Source organism: Pseudoalteromonas fuliginea, from assembly GCF_000690055.1.
Taxonomy (GTDB): domain Bacteria; phylum Pseudomonadota; class Gammaproteobacteria; order Enterobacterales; family Alteromonadaceae; genus Pseudoalteromonas; species Pseudoalteromonas fuliginea.
Genome location: NZ_JJNZ01000065.1, coordinates 17,617 through 32,978 on the forward strand (window position 1 = coordinate 17,617; position 15,362 = coordinate 32,978).

7 protein-coding genes are annotated in these 15,362 nt (G+C 39.3%); 3 read left to right on the forward strand and 4 right to left on the reverse strand.

Annotated elements, in window-relative coordinates; genetic code table 11:
• Position 1: 1 nt before the first annotated feature.
• The 3 genes from hscA to DC53_RS04635 all read left to right on the forward strand — a co-directional run bounded on the left by hscA (position 2) and on the right by DC53_RS04635 (position 4,507).
• A complete protein-coding gene (gene hscA, locus DC53_RS04645; protein WP_007377672.1) occupies positions 2–1,864 on the forward strand; it encodes a Fe-S protein assembly chaperone HscA in 1,863 nt (620 codons plus the stop codon).
• 11 nt (positions 1,865–1,875) lie between these two features.
• Positions 1,876–2,214 carry an ISC system 2Fe-2S type ferredoxin gene (fdx, locus tag DC53_RS04640; RefSeq protein ID WP_007377671.1) on the forward strand — a complete coding sequence of 113 codons (339 nt, stop codon included), beginning with the start codon at positions 1,876–1,878 and terminating at the stop codon, positions 2,212–2,214.
• A gap of 865 nt (positions 2,215–3,079) precedes the next feature.
• Positions 3,080–4,507 carry an NAD-dependent succinate-semialdehyde dehydrogenase gene (locus DC53_RS04635; RefSeq protein ID WP_033031195.1) on the forward strand — a complete coding sequence of 476 codons (1,428 nt, stop codon included), beginning with the start codon at positions 3,080–3,082 and terminating at the stop codon, positions 4,505–4,507.
• A 543-nt stretch (positions 4,508–5,050) separates the two neighbouring features.
• Here DC53_RS04635 and DC53_RS04625 read toward each other — a convergent pair.
• The 4 genes from DC53_RS04625 to DC53_RS04610 form a co-directional block, all read right to left on the reverse strand.
• Positions 5,051–6,712, reverse strand: coding sequence for an HD-GYP domain-containing protein (locus DC53_RS04625; RefSeq protein WP_007376714.1), 1,662 nt, complete (start codon positions 6,710–6,712; stop codon positions 5,051–5,053).
• Entirely contained in the window at positions 6,684–8,786 is a 2,103-nt protein-coding gene (locus DC53_RS04620) for a CHASE2 domain-containing protein (protein ID WP_239462848.1), read from the reverse strand. Before DC53_RS04620 ends, DC53_RS04625 begins: the two co-directional genes overlap by 29 nt.
• Before the next feature lie 137 nt (positions 8,787–8,923).
• Entirely contained in the window at positions 8,924–9,724 is an 801-nt protein-coding gene (locus tag DC53_RS04615; RefSeq protein WP_007376717.1) for an MBL fold metallo-hydrolase, read from the reverse strand.
• 36 nt (positions 9,725–9,760) lie between these two features.
• Positions 9,761–15,355 (reverse strand): Ig-like domain-containing protein, encoded by a 5,595-nt coding sequence (locus tag DC53_RS04610; protein WP_033031199.1) that lies wholly within the window; start codon positions 15,353–15,355, stop codon positions 9,761–9,763.
• Positions 15,356–15,362 lie beyond the last annotated feature (7 nt).

Below are 15,362 nucleotides of genomic sequence, written 5' to 3' on the forward strand. Positions count from 1 at the left end.
TATGGCATTATTGCAAATTGCTGAGCCGGGGCAGAGCGCGGCACCACACGAACATAAACTAGCGATTGGTATTGACCTTGGTACAACCAATTCATTAGTTGCAACAGTGCAAAGTGGCGAAGCCCGCACGTTGACTGATGATCTTGGCGCGGCTATGTTACCGTCGGTTGTTCGTTATCAAGCAGGCGGTATTACTGTTGGCGCAGAGGCTGCTCAAGCAGCAACGCAAGACCCTGCTAATACACTTATTTCGGTTAAGCGTTTTTTAGGTAAAACTCAGGCTGAAATAGAGCAAAGTTATGGGCAACTACCGTATGAATTTTGTGAGCACAATGGTGCGTTAGCAATAGAAACTGCGGCAGGTAAAATCAGTCCAATTAAAGCATCAAGCCATATTTTAGCTGCACTAAAAGCACGAGCTGAGCAAAGTTTTGGCAACCAAGAAATTTTAGGGGCGGTAATTACAGTACCTGCGTACTTTGATGACGCACAGCGCCAAAGTACTAAAGATGCCGCAGAACTTGCTGGTATTAACGTACTGCGTTTATTAAACGAGCCAACAGCAGCAGCCGTTGCCTATGGTTTAGATTCTGGCCAAGAAGGCATTATTGCTGTTTACGATTTAGGCGGTGGTACATTTGATATATCAGTACTTAGATTACACCAAGGTGTGTTTGAAGTAATGGCAACCGGTGGCGACTCTAGCCTCGGCGGCGATGACTTTGACTCGCTCCTTGTTGATTACTTTAAGCAGCAAACTGGTGTGTCGGCGTTATCGTCTTCAGTTTTACGTTTATTCATCAATAAAGCAAAAGCGTGTAAAGAAGCATTAAGCCAATACGCTAAAGTAAACGTGGGTCTTGAGTTTGACGATCAAAAATACACAGTAGAAGTAACGCGCGAAACGTTTGACGAAATGGCTATGCCGCTGGTTAAAAAAACACTGCGTTCGTGTCGTCGTGCTGTAAAAGATGCTGGCATAGAAAACGAAGAAATACTGCAAGTTATTATGGTAGGCGGCTCAACCCGTATGCCATTAGTACGTAGCCAAGTACAAAGTTTTTTTGATAAAGAGCCGCTAACTTCAATCGATCCTGATCGTGTTGTAGCCTTAGGTGCCGCGCTTCAAGCCGACGTGTTAATTGGCAATAAGCCAGATTCTGACATGTTATTGCTTGATGTATTACCGTTATCACTGGGCCTTGAAACGATGGGTGGTTTGGTTGAAAAAATCATCCCACGCAATACGACGATTCCGGTAGCACGCGCACAAGAATTTACAACGTTTAAAGATGGCCAAACAGCCATGTCATTACATGTGCTGCAAGGTGAGCGTGAGCTTGTTGATGATTGTCGATCGCTTGCTAAGTTTAGCTTAAAAGGTATTCCACCAATGGCGGCAGGCGCTGCGCATATTCGTGTAACCTTTAAAGTTGATGCAGATGGCTTATTAAGTGTTTCAGCTATGGAAAAATCAACAGGTGTACAAGCTGAGATTCAGGTTAAGCCTTCGTTTGGTTTATCTGATGACCAAGTAGCTAACATGCTAAAAGAGTCAATGAGCAACGCCAAAGGCGACATGCAAGCACGTATGCTTAAAGAGCAACAAGTAGAAGCGTTGCGCGTAATTGAGGCGCTTAATGCATCACTTGCAAGCGATGGAGCATTGCTTGACGATACGCAACTAGCTAACTTACGCGCTGAAATTGCAGAACTGGTAAAAGTGCGCGAAAATGCACAAGAGCCTAGTGAAATTAAAGCAGCTATCGAAAAAGTCGATAATGCGAGTAGCGATTTTGCATCGCGTAGAATGGATGCATCAATTAAAAAGGCCCTTACAGGGCAGTCAGTAGACAACATTTAAGAGAGATTAGAATGCCACAAATTGTTTTTCTTCCACATCCTGAATTATGTCCTGACGGCGCTGCAATTGAAGCACCAACAGGCCAAACGGTACTCGACGCTGCACTTAAAAATGGTATTAGCATTGCGCATGCCTGTGAAAAGTCGTGTGCATGTACTACGTGTCACTTAGTGATTCGTGAAGGATTTGATTCACTTGACGAAAGTGATGAGCTAGAAGATGACATGCTAGATAAAGCATGGGGTTTAGAGCCTGAATCGCGCCTTGGTTGCCAAGCAATTATAAGAGATGAAGACCTAGTGGTTGAAATACCTAAGTACAATCTCAATATCGTTAATGAAGAGCACTAGTTTTTAACGATGTATATATTAAAAGCCGCTGTTTGATACAGCGGCTTTTTTGTTTGTGAATTGCAGGCGTGACGAGCAAAGCTCGTATGTTATTTGTAGACGCAAAGCTTGCTGGCGTTATGTGTTTTAACTCTAGGTTATAAATATAGAAGCTGCGCTTCTCACGTGAGCAAGCTCAACGTCTACAGCAAATTTTAAATTATATATTTATTTTGTAGACGCACAGCTTGCTTGCGTGATGTGTTTTAACTCTAAGTTATAAATATAGAAGCTGCGCTTCTCACGAGAGCAAGCTCAACGTCTACAGCAAATTTAAAATTATATATTTATTTTGTAGACGCACAGCTTGCTGGCGTGATGTGTTTTGGCTCAAGAGTAAAAATATAGAAGCTGCGCTTCTCACGTGAGCAAGCTCAACGCCTACAGCAAATTTAAAATTATATATTTATTTTGTAGACGCACAGCTTGCTGGCGTGATGTGTTTTAGCTCAAGGGCAAAAATATAGAAGCTGCGCTTCTCACGTGAGCAAGCTCAACGTCTACAGCACATTTAAAATTATATATGTATGTTGTAGACGCACAGCTTGCTGGCGTGATGTGTTTTGGCTCAAGAGTAAAAATATAGAAGCTGCGCTTCTCACGTGAGCAAGCTCAACGTCTACAGCAAATTTTAAATTATACATTTATGTTGTAGACGCACAGCTTGCTGGCGTGATGTGTTTTGGCTCAAGGGCAAAAATATAGAAGCTGCGCTTCTCACGTGAGCAAGCTCAACGTCTACAGCAAAGTTTAAATTATATATTTATGTTGTAGACGCACAGCTTGCTGGCGTGACGAACTTAAAACGTAATTTTGGAGGTTTATTTTGAGTAATCTTATTTTCTCAGACTCATTTATTAACGGCGGATTTTATAAAACTAATACGCGCTTTAGCGTGAACGATCCCGCTACCGAAAAAAGTATTGTTGAAGTAAGCGATATTGACGAGCAGGGTGTAAATAGCGCAATAACCGCAGCTCAAGGGGCTTTTGTTAAGTTAAAAGAGACGAATGCGACTGAGCGAAGTGAAACCTTGATGCGCTGGTATGAGCTAGTTATAAAGCACAAGCAAACACTCGCAGAGCTGATGACTAAAGAGCAAGGCAAGCCGCTCAAAGAATCCCTTGGCGAAATTAACTACGGTGCAGGTTTTATCAAATGGTTTGCAGAAGAAGCCAAACGTAGTTACGGAGATGTAATTCCGCCAACAGATGACTCGCATCGTTTAACTAGCTTTAAGCAGCCTGTAGGTGTTGTAGCTGGTATTACGCCATGGAACTTCCCTGTTGCTATGGTTACTCGTAAAGTAGCGCCAGCTTACGCTGCGGGCTGTAGCTTTATACTTAAACCTTCTGAACATACGCCACTATGCGCTATCGCACTTGCTTATCTGGCCGATCAAGCTGGTTTTGTTAAAGGTGCATTTAATGTACTGGTTTCACAAGATGCCAAAACAGTAGGCAAAATGTTAACCGACTCAGACGTTGTGCGTAAGTTTACATTTACTGGCTCTACCGGTGTAGGTAAGCAATTACTATCGCAGTGTGCAAGCACAATCAAGCGTACTTCAATGGAGCTGGGCGGCAATGCGCCTTTTATCATTTTTGATAATGCAGATTTAGATGAAGCTGTTGAAGGGCTAATGGCGGCTAAATTTAGAAATAGTGGGCAGGCGTGTGTTGCTGCAAACCGTATTTTTATACAACGTAATATTATCGACAAAGTACTGTCAAAAATCACGCCTAAGGTTGCAGGGTTAAAAGTGGCAAATGGTTTTGAGGACGATGTTGATATTGGCCCACTCATTTACCCTAAAGCCAAAGAGAAAGTGCAGCAGTTAGTACAAGACGCACTCGATAAAGGCGCGACGCTGATTGGCGATAATAGTGACTTAGGTGGCAGCTTTCAAAACCCATTAATAGTGAATAATGTAACCACTGACATGGATATTTACCACGAAGAGGTATTTGGGCCAGTATTAACGGTTATTCCTTTTGATGAAGAAAGTGAAGTGCTTGCACTTGCCAACGATGTACCATTTGGTCTAGCAGCTTATTTTTACAGCCAAAACATTAAGCAAGTCTACCGAATTAGTGAAGGGCTTGAATTTGGTATGATCGGCGTAAATGAAGGTGTTATATCAAATCCAGTAGCGCCATTTGGTGGCGTTAAACAATCAGGTTTAGGGCGTGAAGGCGGCCATCAAGGGCTTGATGAGTACTTAGAAGAAAAGTACGTGTGTATTAAAATTTAATAACGTCTTATTTACGCGGTTTATTTGCTTATAACGCTTAATTTATGGGCAAAAAACAAACTAACAGCTATGTTGTCAATATGGGTACAAGTGATTGTAAACGTAAATCTTTATAATCAATTTTTTATTACAATAATGTGGCAGATATATGATCTTTATCCTTTACTGTTGCCACACAAGGCACTAAATGCTACCTTTGGCAGTATATTTTTTGTTAAAAAAATAAGACAAAAACTAATAAAAAGTAAAAGGATTTCTATAAGTAGAAATAACCCCGTGTGTAAATGCCACCGTAAGGTGGCATTTTTTTGTTCAAAATTTAAAAAGGTTAATTTTAGCAAAATAACTGGTAGAGAATTTTAAATTAAGCATTCAATAATCAGATCTTTGGATAATAAATTTTTGCCTAGTTATAGCGTGATTTTCTTAACGTTAAATAGACTCTATATAAGCGAATTGGTATAACGTGTGAGGATTTTTAATTTTATTACAAACTGGTCTGTGTTATTTAAATCACACAAACCAGCTTTTGTAATAAATAGATCAACGGATAGGTGAGTAACCGGGAAGGTTATCGAGGTCGACTTCATCTAGCTGCTCAGGTTTTGCATATTCATTGATGTAATGTTTATACACTTCGGATTCAATAAATACTGCAAAAATGTCTGCATCAAGATGGTTCTGACTAACCATAGAGCCTAAAATATGCAAACATTCACTTACTGGTTTTGCTTTTTTGTATGGTCGGTCTACAGCCGAAAGAGCTTCAAAAATATCAGCGATAGCCATTAATCTAGCAGGTACTGACATTTGTTCTTTAGTCAATCCGCGAGGATAGCCTGTACCGTCAAGTTTTTCATGATGCCCTAGAGCATACTCAGATACATTACTTAAATGCTTTGGAAACGGTAAGATATCTAAAATATTCTTAGTTATATCCATGTGGCGCTTCATAATGTCACGTTCACCTTGAGTAAGCGTACCACGCCGAATCATTAAGTTTTCAACTTCATTATCAGACAGTAATGGGATTTTTTCGCCATTAATTTTTAATTGATATTGGGTTGATATTCTTTGGATATGCGCCTGTTCTTCCTCACCTAAAAACTCTCCGCCAACGTTCACGCGTTGTAATAATGCACGATCTAATGCGAGTTGTTTCAGTTCGGTATCAAGCAATCGTTCAAATTGGAGTACTTCAATTGGCTTATTTTTTTTCATCGCAGAGATTATTTTCTGCTGATACGCTATTTTTAAATCTCTGCTAATTATTTCAAATTTTGCATCGATAAATTTGATTCGATCAAAAATAGTTTCTAACTTTGTTGATTTTTCCATGACGTGGTCGGGAGTCGCAATTTTTCCACAATCATGTAGCCATCCTGCAATATCTAACTCATGGCGCTCTGCATCACTCATTTTAAATGTAGCAAGTGGGCCTTTATCTATTAGATGAACAGCATCGGCAAGCATCAATGTTAATGCGGGTACTCGTTTGCAATGACCTCCTGTATGAGGTGACTTTTCATCTATCGCCATGGCAATAGCCTCAGCAAAAGTTGCAAACAACTCTTCCATATCTTTAATTAGTGCAGAGTTTGTTAACGAAATAGCACCTAAAGAGGCGAAAGAACGAACTAGCGTAACAAGCTCCTCACTAAAAGGAATATTATTATTTTCGTCGTCTTTTACATTGATAAGTTGGATAACGCCAATAATATCATCAGCATGATCTTTTAAGGGAATAGTTAACATTGACTGGGTACGATAACCTGTACGAGCATCCATAGCGCGAGCTGCGCTCATATCAAAAGGCAGTGCAGCATAAACATCAGGAATATTAATAACTTCCCCAGAATTAACCGCATGAGCAACAATCGCTGTTTTATTTTCTTTTCCGTCGATAAAAAGATCTATATTAGGAAAATCAACAGGCTTACCTAAACGACCGCCTAAATACAGATCCAATGATTCATTAATAACCGTTTCAAACTTAAGTTGTTTGTTATCTGTAATCGAATAAATAGTCCCAGCATCTGAATTAGCTATAGACATAATTACTTGCAGTATATCATCGAGTAATTTACTCGAATCTTTTTCGGTTGTTAACCTAACGCTGATATCAATAAAGTGATGCAGGTTTATTTTATCTTTGATGTGCTGCGGCATATTTCCACTACTTTTTGGTATGAATAAAGGCACCATTCCAATCCTTTGCGAGTGCTTGTAAATCAGTATTTTGAATTCGTTTGATAAAAACACCGTACACATGCGAACTAAACAGTGTAGTACTTTGTAATTCAGTAAATAAACTTAGTGCTTGCGGCCAATCTTTATTATAAAAATGGGTCATGGCGATAAATGATTTTTTTATTTCAGCGAATTGTTTTGTATCTAATTTATTTGTGAAGCCAATGGGCTCAAATAGCTGCGTTGCGGTCGTTTTTCCAACGACCTGCACTTTATCTATCAAGCGAAACGTTATATGTGGACATGCATTCATTGTTTCTTCAGCTACTAGAATAGCTACGCCGTAAAACTTGGTCAAGTTTTCAATTCTTGCACCTAAATTAACTGTATCACCTAGTACGGTATAAGCTTTACGATAAACGGATCCCATATCGCCCACATTCATATCACCGGTACTTAAGCCTATACCAATTTTGACCGCAGGTAGTTTTTGTTCGGCAAATAATTTATTAATGAGAGTCAGTCCGTTAATCATAGCCATTGCTGCTTCAACGCCGTTTTGTGCATGGTTTTCATCTTTTAATGGAGCATTCCAAAACGCCATCACCATATCACCAACGTATTTATCGATAGTCCCGTTATGATCAAATATTATTTGCGTTATTGAAGTAAGGTATTGGTTTAAGTACTCGCTTAATTGATGCGCAGTCATGTTTTCAGATAATGAGGTGAAACTGCGAATATCAGCAAATAATACTGTCATGTTTCTTTTTTCACTGCTTTGAGATAGCTCATTGCCTTGTTTTATAAGTTGTTCAATACGCGCAGGGGGGACATATTGATTGAACATAGATTTAATTTTTCGGCTGTGGTGCATCTCGGCGATAGAGCCAACAATAATGTAATAACCAGCTAATAATATTATGAGTAAGAGTGGCATTAATAATGGCAAACTAATTTTTTGTACTGACCATAAATACACGTTAAATGATATAACAGCTACCGTAATAGTTAACGAAAGAAAAATAATAAATCGGGCACTTCTGCCGTGGCTAAAAAGTGATAAAACGACACCCGTTAGCGCAATAATAAATAGGCTCGCACCTAAAGACCAGTTGGGCTTGGCTGGCAGTATCTCTGGGTGCATCAGTCCTTCAAATATATTGGCATGCACTTCAACACCAGGATATTGCATACCAACTGGGGTTGACCTTAGGTCAGCTAAGCCCACAGCTGAAGTACCAATAAAGGCAACTGTTCCTTCTAGTTCATCAGAGCCAACTCTTTGCATCAGCACATCGGTTGCTGAATAATAAGGGAAGCTATGTGCTCGGCCTTTATAGGGAATGAGTATTTGGCCGTGCTCATCTGTCTGAATCCATTTATCTTGAAACTTAATTCCTTCAAACAAAGTAATACCATCTAAAATATTTGAGCGCGTTTCAATTTTATTAGCAAGGACATACAGTCGAGCCACTTCAAGTGCTAAAGAGGGATAAAGTTTATCACCGACCCGATTAATAAGAGCGGCTCTGCGGATAAAGCCATCGTTGTCGCTATGCGCATTTATAAAACCAATACCAGCAGCGGCATTTTGTAATTGTGGGATATTTACAATAGCCCCCGAAAACTCACTTATTTGTGAGTTCGCATGTTCAGCATTTTGCCATAAAACGCTGCTTTTTTTGGGGGGACTGTGGGCTGCAAGTTGGTCATCGGTTAGTAAAAACCCAAGGGCGGTATCATTTTTAGCAAGTGCGTTAGCAAACTTGGTATCGGCGTCTACTTGCTGTTTAATTTTGGCAAGTGGTAAGCTATATTGCTTTGATAAGTTAGGTATTTCAGAAATGATTTGTGTAACTGGATTTACTTCAGGCTCGGCAAAAAATATATCAAAAGCGATAACAATAACACCTGCATCGGTGAGTTTTGTTACAAGATCAGCTATTTTCGATCTACTCCAAGGAAATCGACCTTGCTCTCGCATACTTTTTTCATCAATATCGATAATAACTACTGATTCGTCGATATGTCTAGGTGTTGCAGGTGTTGTTAATAAGAGCCGAGAATCATAAATGATGCCTTCCACACGATTAACTAATTTGGCTAATGTTCCTGTAGCAAATAACTCTATTGATGCAATAAATAAAGTTATAACGGCACCAATAAAAAAATGCCTGGAAATTATAGGCTTTAAAGATCTAATGGGCGTTTATCCTTGATAGATTAAAAATCAAAAACTCGTCCTTCTCGGCCGCATTCTATCAGTAACTTGTCACCGTATTTAGCTTGCAATGAGTTTTCTATTGCTAGAAGTTCATCATCGCTTCTTGCAGGGTCGTGGCTGATAATAACAATGTTTTTGATGTTCGCCTTTACGGCGAGATCGGCAACTTGATTAATCGTGCTGTGTCCCCAACCATGCTTAAGTGGTAAGTCGATATCTATAAATTGTGCGTCATGGATCAGTAAATCAGCGCCTTTAATAAAGTTAATCCACTCGTTGATATCGGTTCTTAGATCTTCTGGGGGGTTTAATTCATTATCAGTAACATACGCTACTTTCTTGCCGTCAGCGTTAATACAATACGCAGTACCGCCATCGGGGTGATTAAGCGGCGCAGTCGAAATTGAAAAACTATTAAGGCTAAATGTTTTTTTAGCCGACAATGTCGTATTTAGCGTAATATTTGCAGGTAACTCTTGGTATTTAACCGGAAATTGAGAGCCACTCATTTGTTTTAGTATGGCATCTTTACTTTCTTCGTCATCTACATTTCCAGCCACTATTGTTATATTTTGGTTAGATTGATAAATAGGGGTGAAAAAGGGGAAACCCTGAATATGATCCCAATGATTATGTGTCAGTAATATAGCGATAGGTTCCGCTTTTACCACTAAACGTTTACCTAGTTCAACAATACCTGTACCTGAGTCTAAAATAAGGGATTTGCCATTTTTCTGCTCTATATATACGCAAGATGTGTTACCACCAAAAATGTGCGTATGTTTTCCTGTTGAGGGCATTGAGCCCCTAACACCAAAAAGTTCAACTCTCATAAATTAAGGTGTAACTCCATCAACATAAAAATTGAACTTAGATGCACTTATATTATTAGAAGTGCCGTTATTACAGGTGCTGCTAACAATAACTTGGGTATCACTTTGTAAAATCATTGATGTAAATACTTGTTCATTTGCACATTGCTCGGCCTTGTAAAAACCAACACCGTTGTGGCCAAATGTGCCATCTAATACACCATTACTTAAAATGCGCGCTAACACACCTTTATTATTACCCATACCACTTAGTACAATGTTACCCATGCTATCAAGCGCGGCATCTTTTACCTTAGTGTCACCGGTTTGCGTTAGTATGTACTGGCCAGCTCCACCTTCAGCAAAACTAGTCTCTTTTATTCCTGCTGATGATAATTTAACAATGACAGCTTGGTTTGGCGTATTCGTTTCATTACCAATTAAATACAGATTATTTAAGGTATCAGCAAATATTTTAACTATTCTATCGTGGTTATCTAAACTAATTACAGAGTCTATATAGCTAAATTCGCGTTCACCATCAACACTTAGCTTTACTGCTAATAGCTGAGAATCAGAACCCGAAACAACTTTTCCGCCAATAAAAATTTTATCGCTATTATCAATGTAAACAGTTTTATAGGATTGGAAAGCGGTTCCAATAATTTTACCATTGTTACCAAAGTCGCTCTCCAGTGAGCCTTCTGGCGTTAACTTCATAACAAATGAGCTCGGTGTATCTGCCACTGTTAACGAGCCTACGGCAATAATATCGTTATCGCTATCCAGTGCTGCGTCAGTTAGATTGAGCTTCTGCGTCGTTACGGCTGTAGTGGCGTAAATCCCTTCTGTTGCAAAGTCTGTATCAAAATAACCATTTTGATCTACTCTTGCTACAAAACCTTCTTCATTATTTTCAGTTTTACGCGAACCCGCGATAATAAGTTTGCCATCATTTTGCTCAATTAACGCAAAATTAGATGTACTTAAGTCGATTGCAATTTGCCTGTGCCCACTTTCACTAAAGCTAGTGTCTAACAGCCCGGCTACGGTCAGGCGCGTTAATACTAGTTTAATTACGGAGCCTTGCTGAGCTGTTGATGCGATAATATATTTACCAGCATGGGTGCCATGGCTAAGCTGTATCACCTGCTTTGATTGATCATTAGAGTCAGTCCCTAAGTTGCTCAATGTAAGGTAACCAGATCCTGCTAAGCCAGTAAACAATGCCGCGTGATTGTCTATTGCTACAATAAATGGCTGACTACTTGAATCATCGCTGATGCCTGATACCCAAAGCGTATCGTTTAAATCTATTGTTGCAGCATTAGCTATTTGTTTACCGTTAATATCCGAAATAATATTAATGCCGTAGGTGTCATCAAGTGCCCCATCGGTTGCTAAAATACGCGTAGAAAACAGCTTTTCAGTCTCACCTTTCCCCGTTGTGCCCGATAAAGTAATTTGATTATTTATAGGTTCATATTTTACGCCAGTAATTTCAGCACCACCGTTGCCAGCACCTGTATTACCATCAATGTCATAAACGGCAATACCATGATTACCTATACTCGTTACCAAATCGCCTTTTTTATCAATAGCGAGAACAACAGCTTCTTTTTCACCTGAATGGCGAGTGGTATATCCGCCAACAAAGGCGGTAAAATCAGCTGTATTTAAACCGCCAAGTGCAAAGAGTTCATCGTCGGTGTTATTCCCAGATAAATCGATGCTAAGTGCATTATAATCATTAAAATTACCGTTATTTTCACCATCTGAAATAAGGTAACGGATTAATGCATCTTTATCACCGTTTGCACTGGTAACACTCCCCACAACCATAAGATCAGAACCATTAAAGTTTTTAATGGCAAATGCTTCATCATCGCGTTGTTGACCACTTACATCTTTAATTTTAGGGCTAGACGCTTCGTAAGCTAATGTCGAAATGTCATATTTTATCCATAAACTATCATCGTCATTACCATTAAACTGTTTACCAACAGCTTGAATTTTATTGTCGCTAAATTCAAGATCATTAATAACCAGCGTACTTGCCATTTTGGTACAGTGAATACCTGAATTATTGTCACCTGAGGTGTTGCTTATCACGCCTGTAACGCTCATTTTTAATAAACATGCTTCGGTGTTGGTACCATCAAAACTAGAAAAGGCGATAAACAAGTCACCGCCACCTGAAATTATGGCCGTTGCTTTTTCATCGTGCCCTAAATCCAGTATTTTTATGCCATCTTCATCGAACGCATTATTGGCCGCACCATTATTAGTATATGAAGCAATGACAATATCTTGGTCTGTGTTTTGACTAAACCCAACAAAATAAAGATTATTATTTAACTCAATACTGTCGTTAAATTCACCGTTTGAAAAAACACTAGACAGCTCTAACTCACCAGTCACAGGGCGTCCAAAAGTTTCATTTTCGACAGGTATGAGGTAGTCGTCAGCATTAATTACATTAACAGTAATATTAATAGAAGTTGTTTCATTAGGAGTACCATCGTCGGTAACTGCTACTGTTATCAAATGCTGAGTCGCATTTTCATAATTAAAAGGGCTCGGGCCGCTTGCTGTTAATAGGCCAGAGCTGCTGTTAATGTTAAACAAACCTATGTCGCCACTGACCAGTGTGTAGCTTAAATTTTCGTTTTCAATGTCGCTGGCAACAATGGTGCCGACAACGTCACCGTCTGTCGAATTTTCACTAACACTAAATGTTTGATTTGATGCAGTAGGTGCATCGTTTACAGCTGTGATTGTAATCGACAAATTTGCCGAGGCAGTGCCTTGGTTTCCATCACTTACAGAATATAAAACGGCTGCCACGCCATTACTATTTACAGCGGGTGTATATTGCAGTTGATTGCCAATAATTAATACCGATCCTAAGTCGGCGGTCGCTGAGGTAATTGTTAAGGTATCTCCGTCAATATCGGTGTCATTGGCGAGCACATTAATTAATAGCGGGGCGGCATCTTCGGCCATTGTTGCTGTATCAGCATTTGCAATGGGCGCATCGTTTACAGCTGTGATTGTAATCGACAAATTTGCCGAGGCAGTGCCTTGGTTTTCATCACTTACAGAATATAAAACGGTTGCTGCGCCATAACTATTTATAGCAGGTGTATATTGAAGTTGATTACCAATAATTAATACCGACCCTAAGTCAGTAGCTGCAGAGGTGATTGTTAAGGTATCTCCGTCAATATCGGTGTCATTGGCGAGCACATTAATTAGTAGTGGGGCGGCATCTTCGGCCATTGTTGCTGTATCTGCGTTTGCAATAGGCGCATCGTTTACTGGGATAACCGTGATAGTTACTGTTGCGGTTGTATCATTAGCATTGGTGCTTTCTAAGGTGTTTCCATCAGTAATACTATAAGTTAGCGTTATATCACCATTAAAATTGACTGGTGGTGTAAATTCTATTTTTTTATCGATAATAACAGCTTGGCCAATCGTGTTTTCAATACGAGATATACTAATTACATCGCCATCTAAGTCGTTATCGTTAGCCAGTACATCAAGTAACGTCGCTGGACTATCTTCATTTAGTGTAAAGGTATCATTATTTGCACTTGGCAAAGTATTCACACCACTTTTACTTAATATTACTTGAGCACTCGCCGCAAGGCCTTGTTCATTTGAAACTAAATAAGTAAAGCTATCAACACCTACAAAATTTTGATTCGGTTGATAAGTAAAAGAGCCATCAGTATTAAGATTAAGCTCGCCATTTTTTACAGCCACAACCGGTACGGTATTAACATAAAGATCACCGCTTTCAATATTAATGTCATTAACTAGCAGGCCGCTTTCAACGTTAACTTCAAGCAACTTATTCGGTCTGAATAAATACTCATCATTTTGGGCAATCGGATTATCAGCTTCACTATTAATTGTTAACGTTACGCTGGCTTGAGCTGTAGCACCTTGAGAGTCAATTATTTGATATTGAAACTGATCTACACCAAAAAAATTAGCATCGGGTATATAAGTAAAGCTACCATCAGTTGCAAGTAATAATTGGCCATGAACAGGCGCAACAATAAAGTTTTCATCAACAAAAAAGTTGTCATTATTAGGATCTGTATCATTTTTAAGTAAACCAGCAATAGCTTCAACAACTAATGTACTGTCTTCACTTAAACTATAACTATCGTTAGTCGCAATCGGTGGCATATTTTCAGCTACGCCGATGATAACTACATTGGCAATAGCTTGCTCACCTTGACTATCAACAATACGATATTGAAAGCTATCCTCCCCGCGCATATCTACTTCACCAAGGTATTCAAAGCTACCATCTGCGCGTAAAGTCAAACGTCCTTTTTCTGGTTCAGTGATAGGTGAGGTATCAACCGTTAAGCTATCTAAATCAATATCACTATCATTGGCAAGTAAGCCAGGTGATGCAATATTCAAATTACCATCAAGTGGAATGCTATAGCTGTTATCAAGTGCAATAGGTGCATCATTTATCGGATTAACAACAATTTCAACAACAGCGATGTCTGTCATATCAAGCTCATTAACCACTTGATAGCTAAAAGCATCTTCACCATTAAAATTGGCCGTTGGCGTGTAATTAAACTCACCAGACTCATTTATATTTAACGTACCGTGCTGTGGTTGCACTAGCGCATCTAAATTTATGCGCAATTCACCCATATATTGATCGGTATCATTAGCAACTACATTGCCTTGTAGGCTTTCATCTTCATTAATTTGAAATTGATCGGGTTGCGCATTCGGGGCAAAATTTAGTTCTCCACCAATAGGGGCTATATTTATTGCTTCAGCAAAACCACTTTCGCCACTGCCATCAATGCCAGTGATCAGTATTTGATAGCTTTTATCAACAAGCGATCCATCAAAGCTAAAAGCTGAATTGGATAAGCTTAGAAATTGTTGCCCATTTTCGAGCGTATTAATATTTTCAGGAGTCACACCAGCTTGAGTTGCTAAATAAACGTTATAGCGATTGAGGTCTGAATTGGCTTGCCATGAAAGATCAATACTTTGATCATTACGCTGCGCCGTAACGCCTTCAATTTGATGGGGTTGCCAGCTAAATGTAGTCGCGTCAGCAAGTACTTGGTTATTTAAATTATCGGTTATCCATATTTCTAAACGAAGATCGCCCGCTTTTTCACCATAAAAATAAGGGTTAAAGCCGATAATTGATTGTTCAAAGCTTAAGCCACATAGTTCAGAACAAAGTGCGATGCTTTTATCTACACTTGGTAATACCAAGCTTACTGTAGCAATACCATCGGGATCTGAAACCGCAAGTGAAAACGTTACATTACCTTGCACAACTTCATTTTTTTGCGCAAATATAATATCAGCCTGTGAATTAGCAACTACATCGCTAACAAATGCTCTACTTGACGTCGAAACACCTGAAACTTTAAATTTGGTCGATTGATTACTAGCAGTAACTCCCGTTAAGTTGAGGTTACTTGAAATAGGCTGAGGTGTTGCTTCGTTACTCGAACTTGGTGAAGCTTCTGGTGCAGTGGTGTCTTCTGAGCCACCACAGGCGCTTAATATAAACGCCATGGCACCAAGCAAAAATATATTTTTTGCTATCATTTTAAAT

Excerpts from the sequence above, each read along its gene's own strand:
- hscA (WP_007377672.1), top strand. The coding sequence starts at position 2 with ATGGCATTATTGCAAATTGCTGAGCCGGGGCAGAGCGCGGCACCACAC.
- fdx (WP_007377671.1), top strand. The coding sequence starts at position 1,876 with ATGCCACAAATTGTTTTTCTTCCACATCCTGAATTATGTCCTGACGGC.
- DC53_RS04625 (WP_007376714.1), bottom strand. The coding sequence starts at position 6,712 with ATGGTGCCTTTATTCATACCAAAAAGTAGTGGAAATATGCCGCAGCAC.
- DC53_RS04615 (WP_007376717.1), bottom strand. The coding sequence starts at position 9,724 with ATGCCCTCAACAGGAAAACATACGCACATTTTTGGTGGTAACACATCT.
- DC53_RS04610 (WP_033031199.1), bottom strand. The coding sequence starts at position 15,355 with ATGATAGCAAAAAATATATTTTTGCTTGGTGCCATGGCGTTTATATTA.